Origin of the sequence: Pseudomonas sp. NFX183, from assembly GCF_047943075.1 — a bacterium.
Classification (GTDB): Bacteria; Pseudomonadota; Gammaproteobacteria; order Pseudomonadales; family Pseudomonadaceae; genus Aquipseudomonas.
Genome location: NZ_CP181333.1, coordinates 4,193,080 through 4,215,701, shown reverse-complemented (window position 1 = coordinate 4,215,701; position 22,622 = coordinate 4,193,080). Strand labels below are relative to the sequence as shown.

Below are 22,622 nucleotides of genomic sequence, written 5' to 3'. Positions count from 1 at the left end.
TTCGCGGCCCTGCCTGAGCAAGCCCGCCCGCCACCGGCTGTCACAGCTGGCCCAGCACCGGCGTATTCACGTGCACATCGGCATTTTGCCCGCGGTTGCGCAGCAGGTGGTCCATCAACACGATGGCCATCATGGCTTCGGCAATCGGCGTGGCACGGATGCCGACGCACGGGTCATGGCGGCCCTTGGTGATCACATCCGCCGGGTTGCCGTGCACATCAATCGAGCGGCCTGGCGTGGTGATGCTCGACGTGGCCTTGAGGGCCAGGTGCGCAACGATCGGTTGGCCCGAGGAAATACCGCCGAGGATGCCGCCCGCGTTGTTGCTGAGGAAACCCTGCGGGGTCAGCTCATCGCGGTGCTCGGTGCCGCGCTGGGACACACAGGCGAAACCGGCGCCGATTTCCACGCCCTTCACCGCGTTGATGCTCATCAGCGCATGGGCCAGCTCGGCGTCGAGGCGGTCGAAGATCGGCTCGCCCAAGCCAGGTTTGACGCCTTCGGCAACCACGGTGATCTTCGCGCCGACGGAGTCCTGGTCGCGGCGCAACTGGTCCATGTAGGCTTCCAGTTCCGGCACTTTGTCCGGGTCGGGGCTGAAGAAAGCGTTGTCGTCGACGCTGTCCCAGGTCTTGAACGGGATCTCGATCGGACCCAACTGGCTCATGTAGCCGCGGATCACGATGCCCTGAGTGGCCAGGTATTTCTTGGCGATGGCACCGGCGGCCACACGCATCGCGGTTTCGCGCGCCGAGCTGCGGCCACCGCCACGGTAGTCGCGTTCGCCGTATTTGTGATGGTAGGTGTAGTCGGCGTGTGCCGGGCGGAACAAGTCCTTGATCGCCGAATAGTCCTTGGACTTCTGGTCGGTGTTGCGAATCAGCAGGCCGATGGCGCAACCGGTGGTGCGGCCTTCGAACACGCCGGAGAGGATTTCGACTTCGTCGGGCTCCTGGCGCTGGGTGGTGTGGCGGCTGGTGCCGGGCTTGCGGCGGTCGAGCTCGCGCTGCAGGTCGTCCAGAGACAGCTCGAGGCCTGGCGGGCAGCCGTCGACAATGGCAACCAATGCCGGGCCATGGCTTTCGCCCGCGGTGGTGACAGTGAACAGCTTGCCGAAGGTATTGCCGGACATGCAGGGCGCTCCGTGAAATCAGTTGAATCAAGTCAACCGTAATAACTTAAGGCGGCCAGTATACGCAGGCTAACCGACTAGTTCATCCTCGAAACCTTACCGGTAGACGTTGGTCCAACCGGCACCTTCCTGATGATGGCGCGATGATGCTGCGAGTTCTGCTTTTAACCCTCACCCTGTTTTCCAGCCTGGGCTTCGCCGCCTCCCCTGTCGTGCTGCAACGGCCGATCAGCCTGGACACCGGCAACGGCGAGCTGTTTGGCTCGCTTTTACTGCCCCAATCCGACAAACCAGTGCCGGTGGTGTTGATCATTGCCGGCTCCGGGCCTACCGACCGTAACGGCAACAGTGCCGACGGCGCACGCAACGACAGCCTCAAGCGCCTGGCCTGGGTGCTTGCCCGACACAACATTGCCAGCGTGCGCTACGACAAGCGCGGCGTGGCCGCCAGCCTGGCGGCCACGCCGGATGAACGCAACCTGACCCTGGATGCCTACGTATCCGATGCCGTGGCCTGGGGCAAGCTGCTCAAGGCCGACAGCCGCATGGGCCCGCTGATCGTCCTGGGCCACAGCGAGGGCGCGCTGGTTGCCGCGCTCGCCGCACCGCAACTGAATCCGGCCGGCGTTATTTCTCTGTCTGGCAGTGCGCGGCCGGTGGATCAGGTGATCCGCCAGCAGTTGGTCGATCACCTGCCCCCTGCCCTGTTGCTGCGCAGCAACGAGATCCTCGACCACCTCAAGGCCGGCCAAGTGGATGCCGATGTGCCCGGCCCGCTGGAAGGTATTTTCCGACCCAGCGTGCAGCCTTATCTGATCAGCCTGTTTCGCGCCGACCCGTCAGCCGCGTTCGCCAAGCTGACCATGCCGGCCTTGATCATCCAGGGCACCAACGATATTCAGGTGGGCGTCGCAGATGCCCGGCAACTGAAAAACGCCAAGCCCGACGCGCACTTGACGGTGATCGAAGGCATGAACCACGTCATGCGCATCGTGCCCAAGGACGTGAAAGAGCAACTGGCCTCCTACAACGACCCGAAACTGCCGCTTGCCGCCGAGCTGGGTGAGCGCATCGTGCGCTTTATCGACGGACTTCAACCCCGTTAAGCGACTATTTACCTCCAGTCCTGAGAAAAACGGCCGATAAGCCCAGGGTCGACAGTAAAAAGACTGTCGACCTGCAGGGCTTGGACAGGATCGCGCCGCATGACAACCACAGAAGCTACACCAGAACCTATTGCCGACACCGCGGCTGAAAAAACCGAGGCCGTCGAGGCAGCGGCCCTGCCGTGGGCGGACGTGCAGGCCGAACATTTCAAGATGCTGCGCCTGGCGCCCCTGGCCACCGACCGTGCCACCGGTGCGCGGCCGTTGCGGTTCGTGCAGTTCGGCTATGCCGAACGCAATGACAAACACCACAGCCTGTTGCGCATGGTCATCCAGTTGCCGGGCCAGCGAGTGCGCCGCGAGCAGAACCACTTGGATATCTGGGTCGATCACGATAAGCACCGCGTGCACTTCGGCCCGGGCAACAGCCTGGAAATCGAACCGGCCAACCGCGGGATCGGTCGCTTCCTCGTCGCTCAAGGCGCGGCGTGGGCAAAAAAGAAGTGGTCACACTACCGCGTCGACGGCGTGGACCTGGCCAATAAAGACGCGCTGAACGAAGCCACGCGCCTGCGCCGCGATCACTTCCTGCGCATCCAGGGCTTTGATGTGGCCTACGCCGATGTGCAACACCTCAAAGGCAACGTGCAGCCGGGCAAAGTCAGCGACGTGCTGGACAGCTGGAACACCGAGAAGGTGCAGTTCGTGGAAATCCTCGAAGCCGCGCAGATGCTGCAGCAGGCCGAGCAGAACCTGGCCGAGCAAGAAGTGAAACTGCGCAAGGAAGAGGAAAAGGTCACCAAGTTCAAGCGTGAGGACAGCGGGCTGCGCTTTACCATCACCTGTTTGGTGGCGTTTACGGTGTTTCAGGCGGGGTTGCTGATCTGGATTGCCACGCACCGGTAGCACATTGGAACGCAATTGAAATGTGGGAGCGGGCTTGCTCGCGAAAGCGGTGTATCAGTCACTGATAAGTTGACTGTCATACCGCCTTCGCGGGCAAGCCCGCTCCCACATTCAGGGTCGGTTTCTACAGTTGGGTGGGTTTAAATCCGAGCAGCAAATACCGCTTGATGCGCGCGGCACTGCTCGGCCGTCAGCATGAACACACCATGCCCGCCGCGCTGGAACTCCAGCCAGGCAAAGTCGACTTCCGGGTACAACGCCTCAACGTGCACCTGGCTGTTGCCAACCTCGACAATCAACAAGCCTTTCTCGGTGAGGTGGTCTGCGGCCTCAGCCAACATCCGACGCACCAGGTTCAAGCCATCATCGCCGCAGGCCAGGCCCAACTCCGGCTCGTGCTGGTATTCGTCGGGCATGTCGGCGAAGTCTTCGGCATCCACGTACGGCGGGTTGGACACGATCAGATCAAACCGCTGACCCGGCAAACCGTCGAAGCCGTCACCCTGCACGGTGTAGACGCGCTCGTCGACGCCATGACGCTCGATGTTCTGATTGGCCACCTCCAGCGCTTCGAAGGACAGGTCGCCCAGCACCACTTCGGCGTCCTGGAACTCGTAGGCGCATGCGATACCAATGCAACCGGAGCCGGTGCACAGGTCGAGGATGCGCGCCGGTGGCTGGGCCAGCCAGGGTTCGAAGCGGTTTTCGATCAGTTCGCCAATCGGTGAACGCGGGATCAGCACACGCTCGTCGACGATAAACGACATACCGCAGAACCAGGCTTCCTTCAACAGGTAAGCGGTGGGTACACGCTCATGGATACGGCGGTGCAGCAAGCGCTGAACGTGGGAAATTTCCTCTTCTTCCAGGTTGCAGTCCAGGTAGCTGTCGGCAATTTCCCAAGGCAGGTGCAAGGCACCGAGCACCAATTGCCGGGCTTCGTCCCAGGCATTGTCGGTACCATGGCCGAAAAACAGGTCTTCCCCATGGAAACGGCTGACAGCCCAACGGATATGGTCGCGCAGTGTGCGCAGGCGGGATGTGATCACGGGGACAAGCTCCTGGAAAAAACGACTGGCGATTCTAACAGCCTTCGCCTGTACCGACGATGTACGAAACCCCTTCGCCATCCGTCGGATTTCATCCAATTTGCCATCGCAGGCTTAAACAAGCCGCCCCCTTGACATGGCTGCACGTCAACAACGGCGTACCTTACGATGGTAGCGATTCACAGAACCGCTCAGCCAGTGGACAATGTCGCAAAAGCCCCCCTCACAGGAGCCCCAGAATGTCCGTTCCAAAGACGATGTTTCAACTCAGCGGTCGCGGTTACGCAGCAGCCAACCTGAACCATGCGACCCTCGTGATCATCGACGCCCAAAAGGAATACCTCAGCGGTCCACTCGCCCTCTCGGGCATGGACGCGGCGGTCGAAAACATCAAGCAGTTGGTTGCCGCCGCGCGCAATGCCGGGCGTCCGATCGTGCATGTACGTCACCTTGGCACCGTCGGTGGCCTGTTCGACCCGCAGGGCGAGCGCGGCGAATTCATTCCCGGCCTGGAACCACTCGGCGACGAAACCATCATCGGCAAACTGCTGCCGAGCGCGTTTCACGGCACCGGGCTGGAAAAACACCTGCAAGACCTCGGCTCCCTGGACCTTATCGTCTGTGGTTTCATGAGCCACTCCAGCGTCAGCACGACCGTGCGCGCCGCCAAGAACCTGGGCTTTCGCTGCACCCTGGTGGAAGACGCCTGCGCCACGCGCGACCTGCCTTACAAAGGCGGCATCCTGAGCGCTGAACATGTGCAACAGACCGAAATGGCCATCATGGCCGACAACTTCGCGACCCTCGCATTGACCAAAGATCTGATCTGATTGACCTTCTGATGAGCGGCGCGGCGTGTTTATTGCCCCGCTCATCCGCAAAACCTTTTCATTTTCTGCAATTGCCTCTGGTACAGGAACAACCTGTGTATCTTCCGGTCGAAGGGCCGATACCCTGGAGGAAAGGTCGGAATGAAGATATCCGATGGTTTTGACGCTCGTCGCTTGCGCCCCAAGGGCCCGAGCAACTGGCGTCTGCGCCTGGTGGCCGGCTTTGCCGCGCTGCTGGCCATTGTAGGTTTGCTGCTGGCAGGTGCCGGTGGCGCCGGTTTGTTTGGTCATTCGCCGGCACTCGGCGAACTGAATGCCAGCCCGGGCGGCTCGGCAATTTTGTTGGTGATCGGCCTGTTGGTGCTCTGGCTGGGCGTCTGGTTATGGCGTCGCAGCCGTCGGCGGATGCGCCAGCCGTTGTCGCTGAACATCGCCTCACACCTGATGAAAAAGCACGACTGATGGCGCTTGGATAGCGTTTCCTGCGCCCCGGCCGCCGCGATTTAGGTAAACTGCCCGCCCTTCGCGGAGGCTGACATGCAAGACGACGATTTTTCCCTGTTCAAAAACGAGCTGCGCGGCGTCAAGCCGATCAAGCACGACCGCGCCGACACCGGCAAACCCAAGACCGACCGGGCGCAGATCGCCAAGCTGCGCCAGGCCGCGACCGTGCGCACCGATGCCACCACCGTGGATGGCCTGTCGGACCAGTTCGTAATCGACGTAGGCCCCGAAGACGAGTTGATGTGGGCCCGCGACGGCGTGCAGGAAAGCCAGATGCGCAAGCTCAAGATCGGCCAGATCCCGTTCGAGGGCAGCCTTGACCTGCACGGCATGAACGTCGAAAAAGCCCGCGAAACCCTCTGGGCCTTCCTGGCCGAAGCGACCAAATTCGAAATCCGCTGCGTGCGCGTCACCCACGGCAAGGCCGTGCGGTTGGATGGCAAGCGGCCGATGATCAAGAGCCACGTCAACACGTGGCTGCGCCAGCATGCCCAAGTGCTCGGTTTTACCTCTTGCCAGGCCCGCCACGGCGGCGCGGGCGCGGTGTATGTGATGCTCAAGCGCACCATGATGGAGGGGCGCGACGAGTAACAAGTGCCATCGTCAGGCTTGCAGCGATGTGTCCGCCACCGTAACCTTGCGCTTTGCGAAAATCCCACAGGTAGTTTCATGTCCCTGGAACAGAATTACACAGCGATCCTCGGCCAACTCGGCGAGGACGTTTCCCGCGAGGGCCTGCTCGACACGCCAAAGCGTGCCGCCAAGGCGATGCAGTATCTTTGCCGCGGCTATGAACAGACACTCGAAGAAGTCACCAACGGTGCCTTGTTCAGCTCCGACAACAGCGAAATGGTGCTGGTCAAGGACATCGAGCTGTACTCGCTGTGCGAACACCACCTGCTGCCGTTTATCGGTAAGGCTCACGTCGCGTATATCCCGAGCGGCAAAGTGCTGGGGCTGTCGAAAGTGGCGCGGATTGTCGACATGTATGCGCGCCGCCTGCAGATCCAGGAAAACCTCAGCCGCCAGATCGCTGATGCCGTGATGCAAGTCACCGGCGCGCTGGGCGTGGCCGTGGTGATCGAAGCCAAGCACATGTGCATGATGATGCGCGGTGTAGAGAAACAGAACTCTTCGATGATCACCTCGGTGATGCTGGGTGAGTTCCGCGAAAACGCGGCCACGCGCAGCGAGTTTCTCAGCCTGATCAAGTAACAGGCTGTGCAGGAAAAGACCGGCGTTCATCGCCGGTTTTTTTTCGCCTGCAAATTTCAGGTAAGCTGCGGCCCCTTCTTCATGGGCAAGAGGTTTTCAGCCATGTTCGTCAAAGCACTTCGAGTGGGCCTCGGCCACGTCATCATCGCGGGCGACTTCATTACCCGCCCACGCAAAAAGCAGCGCCCCGCCGAACAACAGGCGCAGGTGAACGCTGCGGCCAAGGACCTGACCCTGTATCAGTTCCACGCCTGCCCGTTCTGCGTGAAGACCCGTCGTACGTTGCACCGTCTGAATGTGCCGGTGGCGTTGAAGGACGCCAAGAACAATGCGCAAGATCGCCAGACCCTGCTGGAGCAAGGCGGCAAGATCAAAGTGCCGTGCCTGCGCATTGAAGAAAATGGCCAGACCACTTGGATGTATGACTCCAAGGTGATCATTGATTACCTCGACAAGCGGTTCGCCGCAGTCTGATAAACACCGCGGTCAGTGTGGGAGCGGGCGTGCTCGCGAAAGCGGTGGATCAGTCGAATCATCAGTGACTGCCCACCCTTGGCGAGCAAGCCCGCCCCCACGTTTGGACCTGTGTTCAGTCCAGCATCGCCACATGTTTGGGATGGCTGGCCACACGCTTGAGCCACGCCTGCACCGCCGGGTACGGCGTCAGGTCAAAACCCCCTTCATGAGCCACGTGGGTGTAGGCGTACAGCGCGATATCGGCAATCGAATATTGCTCGCCTACCAGGTAGGGCGTGGCTTGCAACTGACGCTCCATCACCCTCAACGCCTTGTAGCCGCCCTTATGGGTGTTTTTGTATTCCTCCAGTCGGTCTTGCGGCATGTTCAGGTAGAACTGGATAAACCGCGCCACCGCGATATAGGGCTCATGGCTGTATTGCTCGAAAAACTGCCATTGCAGCACTTGGGTACGCAGGCGTGGCTCAGCCGGCAGAAACTCGCTGCCGTCCGCCAGGAAGTTCAGGATCGCGTTGGACTCCCACAGGCAGGTGCCATCTTCCAGTTCCAGCACCGGGATCTTGCCGTTGGGGTTCTTGGCCAGGAATTCGGCGGTCTGGGTGTCGCCCTTGAGAATATCGACATCGATCCATTGGTACTCGATGCCCAACAGATTGAGCATCAATTTGACCTTGTAGCAGTTGCCCGATTTGTAATCGCCATAAACCTTGTACATGGGGCTCCCCTTATGCCGCTTGCGCGTGCTGTGCTTGACGGACCACCGCGGCCAGGCGCTTGAGACCTTCGTCCAGACGGGCCGGGTCGATATGGCTGAAATTGAGGCGCAACGAGCCGAGGTGTTGATCGGGCTCGGAAAAGAACGGTTCACCGGGCATGAACGCGACGTCCTGATCCAATGCTTGCGCCAACAAGGTGCGGGTGTCGAGCGGTTGTTTCAAGGTCAGCCAGAAGAATAATCCGCCCTGAGGCGTCTGCCAGTCAGCCAGATCGCCAAAATGACGCTCCAGCGCGGCCTGAAATGCATCGCGACGCTCGCGGTAAAAGCGGCGCAGTTGCGCCAGGTGCTGCTGGTATTTCTGGGTGCCGATCCACTGCATGGCCTGCCACTGGCCGACGCGGTTGGTGTGCAGGTCCGCCGATTGCTTGAGCTTGAGCAAATGCGGGAACAGATCCGGGCTGGCGATCAGGTAGCCGACGCGCAGGCCCGGCAGCAGGGTCTTGGAGACGGTGCCGGTGTAGATCCAGCTGGCTTTTTTCAGGCGGCCGGCGATGGGCTGCGCACTGGCGCCGTCGAAGCTCAGTTCGCGGTAGGGTTCGTCTTCGATCAGGGTGACGCCGAACTCATCGAGCAAAGCGGCGACGGCCGCGCGCTTGGCCTCGCTGTAGCGTACGGCCGAAGGGTTCTGGAACGTCGGGATCAGGTAGATGAACGCCGGGCGATGGTGTTCAAGAAGGCTGCGCAAGGTGGCGAGGTTCGGACCGTCGGCCTCCAGTTGCACGGTCAGGCAATCGGCGCCGAACAGTTGGAAGATCTGCAACGCCGCCAGGTAAGTCGGGCCTTCCAGCAGAACCTTGGTGCCCTTGTCGATATACAGTTTGGCGGCCAGGTCCAGGGTTTGCTGGGACCCGCTGACCACCAGCACCTGGCTCGCCTGGCACGGTACGCCCAACGCGCGGGCCTGGGCGGCGAGCAGTTCGCGCAACTGCGGTTCGCCTTCGCTCATGCCATATTGGCCGAGGGTGAGCGGCATGCCGTCCCAGTTCAGTGCCGGCAGCATGGCTTCGGCCGGCAGGCCGCCGGCGAACGACATCACTTCCGGGCGCTGGGCTGCGGCAAGGATTTCACGGATCAAGGAGCTTTTGAGGCGCGTAACACGTTCAGAGAAGGCCATAAGGTCACCGGTGGCAAAGCGCATGGAAAATACGTCAAACTGCTTGACCGAAATTACGCCGACTTGAGTAGATACGTCAATATGCTTGACCTTAAAACCCAGAGCAGCCAGCAACAAGCCATGGAAGCGTTCTTTTTCGGCTACCAGGCCTTTACCGCCAAGGCCGACGAGATGCTCGAGCGCCGAGGCCTGAGCCGTGTGCACCAGCGCATCGTGTTTTTTATCGCGCGCTACCCCGCCTTGAGCGTGAAGCAACTGCTGGAGTTGCTCGGCGTGAGCAAGCAGGCGTTGAACATACCGTTGCGACAGCTGCAGGAAATGCACTTGGTAAACAGCGTGGCGTCCGAGACCGACAAGCGTAAGCGCCTGCTGGAATTGAGCGACGAGGGCCAGCGCTTCGAGCAGTCCCTGCGCCGCGAACAGGTGAAGCTATTGCAGCGCGCCTTCAGCGAAGCCGGCGAAGACGCGGTGGCGGGATGGCTGGCGGTGAATCAGGCGCTGAGTGCCGTGAATTAGCCTTTCATCTTGTTTCGAACACATAATCGAAAACATTATTTGCTTTATTTGTATACAAAAGCATAATTCGCTTCGTGCGAGTTCCTGACCTATTGGTCAACAAAAACCCGCCAGTACCTCAAAGCGCTGTTGCCCACACCTGTGACCGGCGCTGGAAATAACAATAAAACTCTTGAGGAGTACTCGCTGTGGAAAGCCGCAAATCCGAAGCCCCAACGCTGGACCTCTCCGCGCCGCAAGGCGGTTGGCTGGAACGCCTGTTCAAACTGCGTTTGCATGGCACCACAGTGAAGACCGAACTGATCGCCGGCCTCACCACGTTCATCACCATGGCCTACATCATCTTCGTCAACCCGAACATCATGGCCGACGCCGGCATCGACCACGGTGCGGCGTTTGTCGCCACGTGCATCGCCGCGGCGCTCGGTTGCCTGCTGATGGGCCTTTACGCCAACTGGCCCGTGGGCCTGGCGCCCGGCATGGGCCTGAACGCGTTTTTCACCTACACCGTGGTCGGTACCATGGGCTATCACTGGGAAACGGCGCTGGGCGCGGTGTTTGTTTCCGGGGTGTTGTTCATGGGCCTGACCCTGTCCCGTGTACGTGAGTGGCTGCTCAACAGTATTCCCGTCAGCCTGCGCCACGCCATGGGCGCCGGTGTCGGCCTGTTTCTGGGGGTGATCGGCCTGAAAACCGCCGGCATCATCGTCGACAGCCCGGCCACGCTGATCAAGCTGGGGTCGCTGCACGAGCCTGCGCCCCTGCTGGCGGCGGTGTGCTTTTTGCTGATCGCGATCCTCAGCTACCACCGCGTGTTCGGCGCAATCCTCATCAGCATCATCGCCGTCACCCTGGCCGGATGGGGCCTGGACCTGGTGCACTACAACGGCATTCTCTCCACCCCACCCAGCCTGGCGCCGACCTGGATGGCCATGGACGTGAAGGGTGTATTCAATGTCAGCATGATCAGCGTTGTATTTGCGTTTCTTTTTGTACACATGTTCGACACTGCCGGTACACTGATGGGCGTTGCGCAACGCGCCGGGCTGGTGGGCGCCGATGGCAAGATTCATAACCTGTCCCGCGCGCTGAAAGCCGACAGTGCCTCCAGCGTGTTTGGCGCCATGGTCGGTGTGCCGCCGGTGACCAGTTATGTAGAAAGTGCTGCCGGTGTCGCCGCGGGCGGTCGCACCGGGTTGACCGCCGTGACCGTGGGCGTGCTGTTTGTGGCGGCAATGTTTTTCGCGCCCTTGGCGGGCATGATTCCTGCGTATGCCACCGCCGGTGCACTGATTTACGTAGCAATGCTGATGATGGCGAGCATGGCCCATATCAATTGGGATGAAGCCACCGACAGCATCCCGGCCATCGTGACCGCGATCATGATGCCGCTGACGTTCTCGGTTGCCGACGGTATCGCCCTGGGCTTCATCACATATGTGGCGCTCAAGGCCGGCACCGGCAAGTACCGCGAGATTTCCATCAGCCTGTGGGTGCTGTGCGCGATTTTCATCGCGAAGTTCATCTTCCTGTAGTTCGCAGGAAACGGCCGAAAACCGCCTCACCTTCGGGTGGGGCTTTTGTACGAATGGAGGACTGTAAATGACCCTGGAAACCTGGCTGCTGTTCAGTGGCGCTGCATTGATCGTGATCCTGATCCCCGGCCCGCTGTCGCTGTTGATGATCAGCAACAGCCTGAACTACGGCCTGCGCCGGTCCTACCCGGCGTTTCTGGGCGGCGTGTTCGCCTCGATCTGCCTGTTGAGTGCCTCGGCATTGGGGCTGGGTGCATTGCTGCTGGCCTCGGAGCAGTTGTTCAGCGCCCTGAAGGTCGTCGGTGCGCTGTACCTGTTTTACCTCGCCTGGCAGAGCTGGCAGCAATCGCGCCAACCGGCCCAGGGCGCCGTGGTGCCCCAGGCCGTGGCCACACCGCGTTTTCGCGCCTTGTTCGGTCGCGCGTTTGTGCTGGGCGCCAGCAACCCCAAGGACATCCTGTTCTTTGCCGCCTTCTTGCCGCAGTTTCTCAGCAGCGAGCACGCGTTCCTGCCGCAATTGCTGATCATGATTGCCACCTGGACCGTACTCGACTTGCTGTGCAAGCTGGCCTACGGCCTGGGTGCCCATGGGGCTGCGCGCTACCTGCGCAGCGGCAGTGGCCAGAGCTGGTTCAATCGCGTCAGCGCCGCACTGTTCGGCGCCGCGGGCATGGTGTCGCTGATCAAGGCGAGGACGGGCTCACTTTGACAAAGTAGACGCTCGGGCGGGCCGCCTGCGTCGTAGGCCATTGAATGCCGGCGACGATCCGCGCCAGGCGATTTTCGTTCATGGCGCTCTTGACGCCCATCAACGCAACCGACCGGGGATGCGTATTGATTGCGGCGTCAAACCACCGGTCCGTCAGCCGGGTTTCCAGCCTCACCGTGCCTCTCTCGATCCAATGGATGGACACGTAGTACAGCGTGTTTGAAGGGGAAGAAGGATGGGTCGCGATCAACTCATGCGTGGGCTTGCGCCCGTGCCTGAGCTGCAGTTCCTGCACGTTGAACCCTTGCTGCTCCAGCGCGCGCTTGACTGCGGCGCGCAGCGCGATGATCCGCTGAGGCTTGACCTCACCACCGCCGGATTGCAACGCAGGGTCTAACCCGACGGCCCGGAAGTCGACACGCGTGAAACCGGGGGCCTTGCCCTCGTAACCGATGTGCAGCGCCCTGCCCGCCCTTTGAATGGGCCGTAACATTCTTAGCAAATCATCCGTCTGACCCGGCCCGTTGGGAGTCGACATCAGCCAATTGTCCAGCGTCGAACGAATATTGAGCAGGTGCGTGGCCGTCGCCGAGCGCGAAGAATCGGCCAGTTCAATCAGCCTTGCGGCTGCCAATGCCTGGCTGCGGCGGGTCATGCTGGGGAACGCCTGCCCCACGGACTGCTCCAGCGGCCGGTCAAACAACGGGGCATGCACCTGCCACTCACCCGATACGCCGCGTGATATCGGAATGGGCTGTTCCCCCATCGCAGTGCTCGTCCAACGTTCAATATCAACACGGGCAAGCGAGACCAGCGGCTCATTGCGGGTGATAAACGCGATGCCATTCCAGGGCGCATTGTCGCCCTGGTGAAGCACTCTGTAATAACCCGCCCCCGAAGCGGCGAGGCTGTCATACCGGGGTCCGATGTAGACGGCATCGTAGGGAAATCCCGGCGGCTCCATGTGCACATGAAACGTGCCGAACGCCGAGAGGCCGGACACCTGCCCCGTCGCATCCGGAACACGCCATTCGAACCAATAGGGGTCCGGTGCCGGTGACCGATAGATGCGGTTGTGCGTGGCGGCGCGCACCGTCGGTGGCTGCCAGTCCGGGGGCGCCTGCACTGGCGCACGCCACGGGCTGAGCAGCGTCGAACTCGTCCCCGCCACCGGCTGAGGCGCATCCGCGCCCAGTAACCATTCCCCGGGCTGGTGCACGTTCACTATCAGTTCGTCTTGCCCAGGCGCCTGCCGGTATTTCAGGCGCAACGCGTGTTCGTTGCCGCGCCGATAAAGCGGGTAATGGTGCGAGTCATCCGCCACGAACAGCTCGCCATCTTTGACATACACGCCTTTTTCACCAACACCTTTCAACGCCACAGCCCCTTGAGGCACCCCCTTGATTCTGAAACGCTCCAGGCCCTTGAGTTGAGCCACCGGTGGCGGCGCCAGGCGGTCAAGCCCGCTGGCCCTCATGCGCAGGCGATGGATACGCCCCAGCACAGCCCGCGCGGCGGGCCGCGCCATACGAGCCGCCGCAACCGGCGCCCTGGCGGGGCCGGGAATAAAGTTAAGTAACAAATCGATCGCCAGAAACGCGCTCATAAAGCCCACATCGACCGCCGTGTGAGCGTCGCCAAAGCGGTGATAACGCCGCGCCATAAGCAGCAATTCATGGAATTGATTAAAAATCCCGTACATCGGGCAGAAAAACCCCACCAGCGCCCGCGTACGTGCCTCGCTTTGCTCACCAAGGCGGCGCGCGCGGTAGGCCTGCAGCGCCTTGCCAGAATGGCTGGCGGCTTGAGTGCGGCGCTGCAGCTCGAGCACGCTGGCGTGGTAGAGCAATGCCCTGGCGTCGCTGTGAGAGGTGGCGACAATCGCCAGCCAGCCCTGCGGATCACTGGCAATCTGCTCAAGGGTGTGGGCCTGGATCTCATCGAGCAACGCCGTCGGCTCCAGGTGCTTGATGTTAAAGGAGCGAATAAAGCCAAGCCCCCGCCAAATCCCCTTCACCATAAAAAATGCAGGCGGCAGATCAAGCGTGCTGAACAGGTGACCTGGGCTATCGGCGCGGTCCGGATGGTGGGTGATTGCCTCAAATGCCCAGCCAGGTGCGACCTGTCGCGCGAGCACTTTGGCGTTATCGGCCGATGCGCCGATACGGTTCAATGCAGCAAGGGCCTGTTGCAGGTCGCTGTACTCGGTGAGAACCCAGGCTTGCGGGGCATCGGGCCAGTAGACCACGCAACACCCGGAGCGCTTGTCGTGCACCACCACAATGCCTGCGACATAGCGGTCGTGCTGCATCGTATGGCCCACCAGGTGCACCACGTGCAGTTGCAACTCATGCGGGTTGTTCAGCAGGTCTGGCGGCATGCGGGCCGCCATGGCGGTGCTAAACACACTTTGCGCGTTCGCCGACAGCCCGCCTTGCCGCGCCAGGAACAGGTGGTGGTCAACGCCTGCGTGCCACGCGCGATTCAATAAGGGCGGGATGCGTCCTTCGCTGAGGGCGCGGTCGGTGCCGGCAGGCGGATAAAAAGCGCGGTTGATCAATGCGTCGTACTGCCCGCCGATATCCAGCGAAGCGACCATCTGGATCAAATACCCGGCATTGAGCCGGTGTCGCCATTCAGGTTGCAGAAAGCGGGCGCGGTTCAATCGCCATTGCGTCCAGGGCGCCAGCGGGTCGAGGTTGTGCAGCGCCAGTTGCAGCAGACTGAAGGAGGTACGCGTAGCGGTCGGGGTGAGGACGATGGTGCGATCACCGACAGTGCAGCCGCTCGCCCACCCACAAAACTGGCCATGAACATCATCAGGCATTTCAATAAAGGGCTGGTCGATCAGCCACGACGCAGGGACGCCGTCCTGCTGCAAACGGGCGGTCAAGGCACGGCGGGCAAACGTGTCCAAATCGGGCAGGTGCTGCTCAAGCCGCGCCTGGAAGGCGAAGGCGCTGCTGAGGTAAAAACGCTGCGAACGTTTGAAGCGTTTACGCTGGGCACGCGTGGCGCCCACCCAGCCCGCCGGCAATTTTTGCGCTTCAGACGCGGCCTTGCGCAGTAACTCGATGTTCGCCTGAGCCTGGCTCAGGGCGCTATTGGCCGGAACCTTGAGCTGTTGCGCCAGCCCCGCCAGCAACAACGCGCGACTGAGCCCGACCTGCGTCACTTCGCTGAATATACGCGTGATGTCTTCAGTGCTTTTGTGCAGGCGATCGTAGCAACCGAGCAATTTTTTCAACGCGGCCAATGCAGGCTTGCCGTCGATGGGGACGTAGCGCACAGCCAAGGTTTCACGCAGCGCATGTGCGCGCAAATCGCTGCGCTTGTCATGCTCGATACCGCCCCACAGCACCGAGCCGTCCCGGCTGCCGAGGCTCGCCTTGACGCTTCGGGTCAAGGCATCCAGCCCGGCAAAACCCAGCACCCCGCCCTCTTCCCCAAAGGCGTAGAGCACCACCGGAAGCTGGCGGGCCGGCACCCTCAGCGCGGCCGCGGTGGTCACCAGCCACATATTATGCAGGGGATAAAAAGCATCGGGCTCACTGCCCACGGCGATTGAAAGCACCTGGGTTTGGCTGCCCGGGCGTGCCGCGGGCGAAGGCGGGTCCAGCACGTCGATAATCAGGTCGCGGTGGGCCGTGCCCAGCAGTTTGAGACGGTGTTGCAGCTGAACCTCGCAGCGCAGTGCCTCGGCTTGGGCATGCATGAACAACGAAGCACGCCTGGGCGTTTGCGCGCCACCGGGGCGCTCGGTCCAGAACTTCAGATCGAGCAGCCGGTGCTCTGCACCCTGCAGCAACGAACTCAGCGCCTGGGCATGGGCCGCGAGCTGCGCCTTCAGCGCTGTGAATTGCTGATAAGCGAGGGTCTCGATGCCGGGCTCATACGGATCCAGCAAGGCCAGCAGACCTTTTTCGTAACGCTTGACCTGCTGCTGCGCAGTGCGCAAGGCCAAGCCGGGTGAGGTACTGGCAAAGATTATTTCTGCGCTGCGTCGTTGCTGGTCCCATTTGAGCAGCGGGTCAGCAAGAGCGCCAAGCCGAGCGCTGCCAACCCACTGCTTTCGCGCCCCTTCCACCTGCGCGAGTAACGCGGTGACAGCCACCGGCCGAGTCGGTTGTGCAGCAACAAAGGGAGGATCGACCCTCACGGCACACGCCAATTCGGTGTTCCATTGCCCGCGCAACAACGCCTGCGCGCTCAGCGCCACCGCATCGTCGAGCACCTCCAGGCCGCGCACAAAACCGCCCGCCGCAGACAACTGCGCGGGCGGGCATAACCCAGTGCGACGACTTGCCGCCACCCCCTGCCAGAGCGTGTCCAACTGCGCTCGGCCCAGCGGCAACAGGCCTTCCTGCAGGGCGGCAAAAGACGGGTACTCGTAGAACGTGCGGGCCACACCCGGCAGGTACACCACCTGCGGCGCCTGCGCGGGATCACCCTCACGATAAAAGTGCAATACGCCTGGCATCACCACCGCGGGTGTTCCGGGCCACATCAGCAGGCCCACCCGTACGCTGGCCCAATCCCCGCCTGCACGTTGGCGTGCCGTCGCAGTCGGGGCATCGATCACGGCCTGCACCAGGCTCATGCCCGCCGGTGACAGCTCATCCAGTTGCCGTGCCATGAAGGCCCGGTCAGCGAACAGTTCAGTGTGCAGCTCGACCCAGCGCTCGCGGCGTGTGAGCCATGAGCCCCGCGCCAAGGTGTCCCAATAGTGGTCTGCCGCCTGCACCAGCCGCTCAAAAAGCCGCATCGCAATGACGCGCTGCAAGGCTTGCAAAGGGGTATAGGGCAACCGACGGCTTGGCTGCCCTTTTATGCTGAGCGTGGTGAATTGATTGACATTGATAGGCACCGAGGGCCGTGCCAGCAGCGACAGGGCCCGCTCGGTCAAGCTGTTGATGATCTGTGGTGCGCCTGGGCGCTTGGTCTCGGTAAACAGCAGAGTGTCCGGTTCCATCTCAAATGCTTTGCGCAGTTGAGCACGGATCACTCGCAGGATTTTGGGCGAGCGCCCTATCAGCTGTGCCAGTGCGCGTACCGATTCGCCGCAGCGCCAATCGGCAAGAGCGAGCTGATTGATCAGGCGGCTGGGATGGGTAAACCGGTTGATCCGCCGGGTCAGTTGATCTCGAATGGCCTGCAAATCGGCTTGGGCAGCAACGACAGCATCAACGTCTTCGGGCAGGGAACTGAAAGAGGGCAAAACGCCTGGGTGATCTGGGGACGAGGCCATGGGTGTTTTCTTCTGAGGAAAACACCCAGCCTAAGCATCACCGACACTCAAGAGGTGCTAGATAGTTGAACGCGCAACAGGCAAAAAAAAGCCCGCAGTGTGGGCGGGCGAAAAACCAACGAAGAGCTTTGGGGGTGTGAAGCGAGGTGACGCTCAGCTACCGCGATAAGTGGAGTAGCTGTAAGGCGAAATCAGCAGGGGCACATGGTAATGGTCCTGTTCGGCGCTGATGCCAAAACGCAGCACCACCACATCCAGGAAAGCCGGTTCGGGAAGCTGCACACCGCGGGCCCGGTAATAATCGCCGGCACTGAATTGCACCTGGTACACACCGCTGCGGTAATCGTCACCTTGCAGCAACGGCGCGTCGCAACGGCCGTCGCTGTTGGTCACGGCGGTAGCGACCAGCTCCAGTTGCGCGCCTTCGACGCGGTACAGTTCAACCTTGATCGCGCTGCCGGGGCAGCCATGTGCGGCGTCCAAAACGTGTGTGGTCAAGCGTCCCATGGCGTCTTTGCGCCTCCCGTAGGCAGTAGAAAAGTGATCCGCACTCTTTCAGGGCAGTGAAAAAGCCGGCGATGGCTGATTAAGACACTTTCTAAAAAAATTGTACACAATAAATTCAACAAATATCCCGCACCTCGCAGCCACCGGTTCGCCGACCACCGCGGTGCACCTGATAAAACCCACTGAGGCGATCGCCGGCCAGCCAGCGCCTACCGCTGGACATCCGCGAAAAACTTTTTAGCGTTTAGCTGACCAGTCAGGCAGGTTTCTTGCAATAGCTTGAGTGCGCGCCGCTCAGAAAAAATGCAGAAATGCGGGCTTACAAAGTCGGCGATAAGTTGTATACAATCACTCATCGCTACTACGACGAACAAGAAGGAAGACTGCAGTGAGCGCTGACTACCCACGCGACCTGATCGGTTACGGCAGTAACCCTCCTCACCCCCACTGGCCGGGCAAGGCACGCATCGCGCTGTCTTTCGTACTCAACTACGAAGAAGGCGGCGAGCGCAACATATTGCACGGCGACAAAGAGTCCGAGGCATTCCTTTCGGAGATGGTCTCGGCCCAGCCGCTGCAAGGCGAGCGCAACATGAGCATGGAGTCGCTGTATGAATACGGCAGCCGTGCCGGCGTGTGGCGCATCCTCAAATTGTTCAAAGAATTCGATATCCCGCTGACCATCTTCGCCGTGGCCATGGCCGCCCAGCGCCACCCGGATGTGATCCGCGCGATGGTCGCCGCCGGCCATGAGATCTGCAGCCACGGCTATCGCTGGATCGACTACCAGTACATGGACGAGGCCCAGGAGCGCGAGCACATGCTCGAAGCCATCCGCATCCTCACCGAGCTGACCGGCGAGCGCCCATTGGGCTGGTACACCGGTCGCACCGGCCCCAACACCCGGCGGCTGGTGATGGAGGAAGGCGGCTTTCTGTACGACTGCGACACCTATGACGACGACCTGCCCTACTGGGAACCCAACAACCCCACCGGCAAGCCGCACCTGGTGATCCCCTACACCCTGGACACCAACGACATGCGCTTTACCCAGGTGCAGGGTTTCAACAAGGGCGACGACTTTTTCGAGTACCTCAAGGATGCCTTCGACGTGCTGTATGCCGAAGGCGCTGACGCACCGAAGATGCTTTCCATCGGCCTGCATTGCCGCCTGATCGGCCGCCCGGCGCGCCTCGCCGCCCTCAAGCGTTTTATCGAATACGCCAAGGGCCATGAACACGTCTGGTTCACCCGCCGCGTCGACATTGCCCGCCACTGGCACGAAACCCACCCGTACACGGGAGCGGCGAAATGACTGCGTTCCGAACCTTGAAACCGTCGAGCCTGAGCCGCGATGCATTCGTGACAGCCTTCGCCGACATCTACGAACATTCGCCATGGGTGGCCGAAAAGGCCTTCGACCTGGGCCAGGATTCTTCAATCGACCAGATCGAAACCCTGCACCAGCGCATGAGCGACATCCTGTTGAGCGCCGATCATGCCAGCCAGCTGGCCTTGATCAACGCTCACCCGGACCTGGCGGGCAAAGCTGCCGTCCAGGGCCAGTTGACCGAAGCCAGCACGAATGAACAGGCTGGCGCCGGTATTCACCAATGCTCGAGCGAGGAGTTTTCTCGCTTCACCGAGCTGAACGATGCCTACAAGGCCAAGTTCAAGTTTCCCTTCATCATGGCGGTAAAAGGCAGCAACCGGCACCAAATCCTCGCCGCGTTCGAAACGCGCATTCACAATTCGGTGGAAGCCGAGTTCAAATGCGCCCTGGCCGAGATCAACAAAATCGCGTTGTTCCGATTACTGACCCTTTAGCAGACCTGGCCCGAGCGCTCATGACGCCCAGGGCCTGGCGAGCATCCCAAGCCACTTTATTTAAGGCAGACAAGAAGAATGAAAGCTTACGCCGTACCTTTCGAGAAGTTCGTCAACTTGGCCGACGCCCGTCTGGGCACCAAGATCCTTTCGGTGACCGATGACTGGTTCGCTGACGCCAACCGCCTGTTCCAGCCGACCCCGGCCGTGTGGAAGGAGGGCGTTTTCGATGACAACGGCAAGTGGATGGACGGCTGGGAGTCGCGCCGCAAGCGCTTCGAAGGCTACGACAGCGCGGTGATCCGCCTGGGCGTGCCCGGCTCGATCAAGGGCGTGGACATCGACACTTCATTCTTCACCGGCAACTTCCCGCCGTCGGCGTCCCTGGAGGCGTGCTTCCTGGCCTCGGGCGATCCTGATGAAAACACCCAGTGGGTGGAAGTGCTGTCGGCCGTCGAGCTGCAAGGCAACAGCCACCACTACCACGAAATCAGCAACGACCAGGCGTTCAGCCACCTGCGTTTCAACATCTACCCGGATGGCGGCGTAGCCCGTCTGCGCGTGTATGGCGTGCCGTTCCGCGACTGGTCGTCGGTGGGCGACAACGAACAAGTCGACCTGGCCGCCGCCTTGAACGGTGGGCGCGCGCTGGCCTGCTCCGATGAACACTTCGGCCGCATGAGCAACATCCTCAACCCGGGCCGTGGCATCAACATGGGCGACGGCTGGGAAACCGCACGTCGTCGTACGCCAGGCAATGACTGGGTCATCGTCGCGCTGGGTCACCCGGGCGAGATCGAGAAAATCATCGTCGACACCCTGCACTTCAAGGGCAACTACCCGGACACGTGCTCCATCCAGGGCGCGTTCGTCAAAGGCGGCACCGACAGCCAGATCGAAACCCAATCGCTGTTCTGGCGCGAACTGCTGCCGGCGCAGAAGCTGGAAATGCACGCCGAACACACCTTCGCCGAGCAGATCAAGGCGCTGGGCCCGATCACTCACATCCGCCTGAATGTGTTCCCCGATGGTGGTGTGAGCCGCCTGCGGGTCTTGGGCAAAGTAGCTAAATAAGCGGTGAGCCCATCGCAGGCAAGCCAGCTCCCACATTTGAATGTATTTGCAAATCAAAATGTGGGAGCCGGGCTTGCCCGCGATAGCAATAGAACAAACAACACAGACCTCGGATAAGAGACAGCCATGCGCACACTAGTGATCGAACCCCTGACCAAAGAGGCCTTCGCCCCTTTCGGAGACGTTATCGAAACCGACGGCAGCGATCACTTCATGATCAACAACGGGTCGACCATGCGCTTTCACAAGCTGGCAACGGTAGAAACCGCGCAGCCTGAAGACAACGCGATCATCAGCATCTTCCGCGCCGACGCGCAGGACATGCCGCTGACCGTGTGCATGCTGGAGAGACACCCGCTGGGCAGCCAGGCTTTCATACCGCTGCTCGGCAACCCCTTTCTGATCGTGGTCGCGCCACTTGGCGATGCACCTGTATCGGGCTTGGTCCGCGCCTTCGTCACCAACGGCAGGCAGGGCATTAATTACCATCGCGGCGTCTGGCACCACCCGGTGCTGACGATCGAAAAGCGGGATGACTTCCTGGTGGTTGATCGCAGTGGCACCGGCAATAACTGCGATGAGCATTTTTTCAAAGAGGATGAGCGGTTGATCCTCGCCCCCCACCAATAAGAGAAGGTCTGATCACTCGACAACAGAGTGACAGGCGAGAGGTAAAGACTGTGGAAGCACATTTGATGGAATGGCTGAACCTTAGCGTGCGCTGGGTTCACATGATCACCGGCGTCGCCTGGATCGGCGCTTCGTTCTACTTCGTCTGGCTGGAAAACAACCTCAATCGCGTCAACCCCAAGGACGGCCTGGCCGGTGAATTGTGGGCGATTCACGGTGGCGGTATCTACCACCTGGAAAAATACAAACTGGCCCCGCCGACCATGCCGGACAACCTGCACTGGTTCAAATGGGAAGCCTATTTCACCTGGATGTCCGGCATCGCGCTGCTGTGCGTGGTGTTCTACGCCAACCCGACCTTGTACCTGCTGGCCCCGGGCAGCAGTCTCAGTGGCCCCGAAGGCGTACTGCTGGGCATCGGCTCACTGTTCGTCGGCTGGTTCATCTACTCCTTCCTCTGCGACTCGGCCCTGGGCAAACGCCCTGCCCTGCTCGGCCTGATCCTGTTCGTGCTGTTGATTGCTGCCGCGTACGGCTTCAGCAAAGTGTTCAGCGGGCGTGGCGCGTACCTGCATGTGGGTGCGGTGATCGGCACCATCATGGTCGGCAACGTGTTCCGCATCATCATGCCCGCCCAGCGTGCGCTGGTAGCGGCCATTGCCGAGAACCGCACGCCGGACCCGGCGCTGCCCGCCAAAGGCTTGCTGCGCTCACGGCACAACAACTACTTCACCCTGCCTGTGCTGTTCATCATGATCAGCAACCACTTCCCGAGCACCTACGGCAGCCAATACAACTGGCTGATCCTGGCCGGTATTGCGGTGGCAGCCGTGTTGGTACGGCACTACTTCAACACCCGTCATAACAGCCAGAAGTACGCGTGGACCTTGCCGGTTGGCGCACTGGCGATGATTTGCCTGGCGTACGTGACCGGTCCGAAACCGGTGTCGACGGCTCCGGATGTGGCCAAGGCTCCGGCTGCCATCGAGTACCAGCCGCTGCCGGAAACGGCACTGGGTGGCGGGCTCAAACCGGCTGCGCCAGCGGCACCCGCACCGGCCCCCGCCGAAGCAGCACCGGCGCAGGCATCGATTGATTTTGACAAGGTGCATGGGGTGATTCAGGAACGCTGCGCCGTGTGCCATTCGGCCAAGCCGACCAGCCCGCTGTTCAGTACCGCGCCGGCGGGCGTGATGTTTGATACGCCGCAGCAGATTCAGCAATTGGCTCCGCGCATTCAGGCGCAAGCCGTGGCCAGCCAGATCATGCCGCTGGGCAACATCACCCAAATGACTCAGCAGGAGCGCGACCTGATCGGCACCTGGATCAATCAAGGAGCCCGCACAAACTGACAGCCTGATACAGATCCAAATGTGGGAGCGGGCTTGCTCGCGAATGCGATCGTTCAGTCACTGATGAGTTGAATGACACACCGCTTTCGCGAGCAAGCCCGCTCCCACAGGGG

General features: G+C 61.2%; 21 protein-coding genes. 15 read left to right on the top strand and 6 right to left on the bottom strand.

The genetic code is table 11. The features are described from left to right. Positions 1-40: 40 nt before the first annotated feature. On the bottom strand, positions 41-1,132 hold the full coding sequence (gene aroC / locus ACM530_RS19670; RefSeq protein ID WP_369301212.1) for a chorismate synthase: 1,092 nt from the start codon (positions 1,130-1,132) through the stop codon (positions 41-43). Positions 1,133-1,275: 143 nt separating this feature from the next. Between aroC and ACM530_RS19665 the strand changes: the two genes are divergently transcribed. Then, positions 1,276-2,238: an alpha/beta hydrolase gene (locus tag ACM530_RS19665; protein ID WP_416362928.1), complete on the top strand. Its 963-nt coding sequence runs from the start codon at positions 1,276-1,278 to the stop codon at positions 2,236-2,238. Positions 2,239-2,337: 99 nt separating this feature from the next. After that, entirely contained in the window at positions 2,338-3,144 is an 807-nt protein-coding gene (locus ACM530_RS19660; RefSeq protein WP_242195510.1) for a hypothetical protein, read from the top strand. Positions 3,145-3,284: 140 nt separating this feature from the next. On the opposite strand, the gene prmB is transcribed toward ACM530_RS19660, so the two are convergent. Next, positions 3,285-4,193 (bottom strand): 50S ribosomal protein L3 N(5)-glutamine methyltransferase, encoded by a 909-nt coding sequence (gene prmB / locus ACM530_RS19655; RefSeq protein WP_416362927.1) that lies wholly within the window; start codon positions 4,191-4,193, stop codon positions 3,285-3,287. Positions 4,194-4,432: 239 nt separating this feature from the next. Between prmB and ACM530_RS19650 the strand changes: the two genes are divergently transcribed. From ACM530_RS19650 to ACM530_RS19630, 5 genes are all read left to right on the top strand, one after another. Next, positions 4,433-5,023, top strand: coding sequence for a cysteine hydrolase family protein (locus tag ACM530_RS19650; RefSeq protein ID WP_106576532.1), 591 nt, complete (start codon positions 4,433-4,435; stop codon positions 5,021-5,023). A gap of 141 nt (positions 5,024-5,164) precedes the next feature. Then, the gene (locus ACM530_RS19645; protein WP_053257227.1) at positions 5,165-5,485 is read left to right on the top strand and encodes a hypothetical protein; all 321 of its coding nucleotides are present in this window, start codon (positions 5,165-5,167) and stop codon (positions 5,483-5,485) included. Positions 5,486-5,560: 75 nt separating this feature from the next. Next, entirely contained in the window at positions 5,561-6,118 is a 558-nt protein-coding gene (locus ACM530_RS19640; protein ID WP_064453382.1) for a Smr/MutS family protein, read from the top strand. A gap of 78 nt (positions 6,119-6,196) precedes the next feature. Further along, the gene (folE, locus tag ACM530_RS19635; RefSeq protein WP_003442011.1) at positions 6,197-6,742 is read left to right on the top strand and encodes a GTP cyclohydrolase I FolE; all 546 of its coding nucleotides are present in this window, start codon (positions 6,197-6,199) and stop codon (positions 6,740-6,742) included. Positions 6,743-6,844: 102 nt separating this feature from the next. Then, positions 6,845-7,216, top strand: coding sequence for a glutathione S-transferase N-terminal domain-containing protein (locus ACM530_RS19630; protein WP_094951448.1), 372 nt, complete (start codon positions 6,845-6,847; stop codon positions 7,214-7,216). A gap of 115 nt (positions 7,217-7,331) precedes the next feature. Here the strand turns inward: ACM530_RS19630 and ACM530_RS19625 are convergent, their stop codons facing one another. Both ACM530_RS19625 and ACM530_RS19620 read right to left on the bottom strand, forming a co-directional pair. Beyond that, entirely contained in the window at positions 7,332-7,934 is a 603-nt protein-coding gene (locus ACM530_RS19625; RefSeq protein ID WP_145158772.1) for a glutathione S-transferase family protein, read from the bottom strand. 10 nt (positions 7,935-7,944) lie between these two features. Next, positions 7,945-9,111, bottom strand: a complete 1,167-nt coding sequence (locus tag ACM530_RS19620; RefSeq protein ID WP_404483949.1) for a PLP-dependent aminotransferase family protein — start codon at positions 9,109-9,111, stop codon at positions 7,945-7,947. A gap of 81 nt (positions 9,112-9,192) precedes the next feature. Between ACM530_RS19620 and ACM530_RS19615 the strand changes: the two genes are divergently transcribed. The 3 genes from ACM530_RS19615 to ACM530_RS19605 all read left to right on the top strand — a co-directional run bounded on the left by ACM530_RS19615 (position 9,193) and on the right by ACM530_RS19605 (position 11,871). Beyond that, positions 9,193-9,627: a MarR family winged helix-turn-helix transcriptional regulator gene (locus ACM530_RS19615; protein WP_145158776.1), complete on the top strand. Its 435-nt coding sequence runs from the start codon at positions 9,193-9,195 to the stop codon at positions 9,625-9,627. A gap of 188 nt (positions 9,628-9,815) precedes the next feature. Beyond that, positions 9,816-11,162 (top strand): NCS2 family permease, encoded by a 1,347-nt coding sequence (locus tag ACM530_RS19610; protein ID WP_145158778.1) that lies wholly within the window; start codon positions 9,816-9,818, stop codon positions 11,160-11,162. Positions 11,163-11,229: 67 nt separating this feature from the next. After that, positions 11,230-11,871, top strand: coding sequence for a LysE family translocator (locus ACM530_RS19605; protein WP_169367315.1), 642 nt, complete (start codon positions 11,230-11,232; stop codon positions 11,869-11,871). Here ACM530_RS19605 and ACM530_RS19600 read toward each other — a convergent pair. Both ACM530_RS19600 and uraH read right to left on the bottom strand, forming a co-directional pair. Beyond that, positions 11,846-17,119: a dermonecrotic toxin domain-containing protein gene (locus ACM530_RS19600; RefSeq protein ID WP_416362926.1), complete on the bottom strand. Its 5,274-nt coding sequence runs from the start codon at positions 17,117-17,119 to the stop codon at positions 11,846-11,848. The two genes, ACM530_RS19605 and ACM530_RS19600, sit on opposite strands and share 26 nt — an antisense overlap. A gap of 153 nt (positions 17,120-17,272) precedes the next feature. Beyond that, positions 17,273-17,626: a hydroxyisourate hydrolase gene (gene uraH, locus ACM530_RS19595; RefSeq protein WP_106576519.1), complete on the bottom strand. Its 354-nt coding sequence runs from the start codon at positions 17,624-17,626 to the stop codon at positions 17,273-17,275. A 388-nt stretch (positions 17,627-18,014) separates the two neighbouring features. Between uraH and puuE the strand changes: the two genes are divergently transcribed. The 5 genes from puuE (at position 18,015) to ACM530_RS19570 (ending at position 22,509) form a co-directional block, all read left to right on the top strand. After that, positions 18,015-18,941 (top strand): allantoinase PuuE, encoded by a 927-nt coding sequence (gene puuE / locus ACM530_RS19590; protein WP_145158784.1) that lies wholly within the window; start codon positions 18,015-18,017, stop codon positions 18,939-18,941. Then, positions 18,938-19,453 (top strand): 2-oxo-4-hydroxy-4-carboxy-5-ureidoimidazoline decarboxylase, encoded by a 516-nt coding sequence (gene uraD, locus ACM530_RS19585; RefSeq protein ID WP_404483960.1) that lies wholly within the window; start codon positions 18,938-18,940, stop codon positions 19,451-19,453. The genes puuE and uraD overlap by 4 nt, the downstream gene beginning before the upstream one ends. A 78-nt stretch (positions 19,454-19,531) precedes the next feature. Further along, the gene (gene alc / locus ACM530_RS19580; protein ID WP_242195532.1) at positions 19,532-20,527 is read left to right on the top strand and encodes an allantoicase; all 996 of its coding nucleotides are present in this window, start codon (positions 19,532-19,534) and stop codon (positions 20,525-20,527) included. A 126-nt stretch (positions 20,528-20,653) separates the two neighbouring features. Then, on the top strand, positions 20,654-21,157 hold the full coding sequence (locus ACM530_RS19575; protein ID WP_106576515.1) for an ureidoglycolate lyase: 504 nt from the start codon (positions 20,654-20,656) through the stop codon (positions 21,155-21,157). Between the two features lie 50 nt (positions 21,158-21,207). Further along, entirely contained in the window at positions 21,208-22,509 is a 1,302-nt protein-coding gene (locus ACM530_RS19570; protein ID WP_416362925.1) for a urate hydroxylase PuuD, read from the top strand. Positions 22,510-22,622 lie beyond the last annotated feature (113 nt).

Coding starts and splice junctions, on each gene's coding strand:
- aroC (WP_369301212.1), bottom strand. CDS start 1,132: ATGTCCGGCAATACCTTCGGCAAGCTGTTCACTGTCACCACCGCGGGC.
- ACM530_RS19665 (WP_416362928.1), top strand. CDS start 1,276: ATGATGCTGCGAGTTCTGCTTTTAACCCTCACCCTGTTTTCCAGCCTG.
- ACM530_RS19660 (WP_242195510.1), top strand. CDS start 2,338: ATGACAACCACAGAAGCTACACCAGAACCTATTGCCGACACCGCGGCT.
- ACM530_RS19650 (WP_106576532.1), top strand. CDS start 4,433: ATGTCCGTTCCAAAGACGATGTTTCAACTCAGCGGTCGCGGTTACGCA.
- ACM530_RS19645 (WP_053257227.1), top strand. CDS start 5,165: ATGAAGATATCCGATGGTTTTGACGCTCGTCGCTTGCGCCCCAAGGGC.
- ACM530_RS19640 (WP_064453382.1), top strand. CDS start 5,561: ATGCAAGACGACGATTTTTCCCTGTTCAAAAACGAGCTGCGCGGCGTC.
- folE (WP_003442011.1), top strand. CDS start 6,197: ATGTCCCTGGAACAGAATTACACAGCGATCCTCGGCCAACTCGGCGAG.
- ACM530_RS19630 (WP_094951448.1), top strand. CDS start 6,845: ATGTTCGTCAAAGCACTTCGAGTGGGCCTCGGCCACGTCATCATCGCG.
- ACM530_RS19625 (WP_145158772.1), bottom strand. CDS start 7,934: ATGTACAAGGTTTATGGCGATTACAAATCGGGCAACTGCTACAAGGTC.
- ACM530_RS19620 (WP_404483949.1), bottom strand. CDS start 9,111: ATGGCCTTCTCTGAACGTGTTACGCGCCTCAAAAGCTCCTTGATCCGT.
- ACM530_RS19615 (WP_145158776.1), top strand. CDS start 9,193: ATGCTTGACCTTAAAACCCAGAGCAGCCAGCAACAAGCCATGGAAGCG.
- ACM530_RS19605 (WP_169367315.1), top strand. CDS start 11,230: ATGACCCTGGAAACCTGGCTGCTGTTCAGTGGCGCTGCATTGATCGTG.
- ACM530_RS19600 (WP_416362926.1), bottom strand. CDS start 17,119: ATGGCCTCGTCCCCAGATCACCCAGGCGTTTTGCCCTCTTTCAGTTCC.
- uraH (WP_106576519.1), bottom strand. CDS start 17,626: ATGGGACGCTTGACCACACACGTTTTGGACGCCGCACATGGCTGCCCC.
- uraD (WP_404483960.1), top strand. CDS start 18,938: ATGACTGCGTTCCGAACCTTGAAACCGTCGAGCCTGAGCCGCGATGCA.
- alc (WP_242195532.1), top strand. CDS start 19,532: ATGAAAGCTTACGCCGTACCTTTCGAGAAGTTCGTCAACTTGGCCGAC.
- ACM530_RS19575 (WP_106576515.1), top strand. CDS start 20,654: ATGCGCACACTAGTGATCGAACCCCTGACCAAAGAGGCCTTCGCCCCT.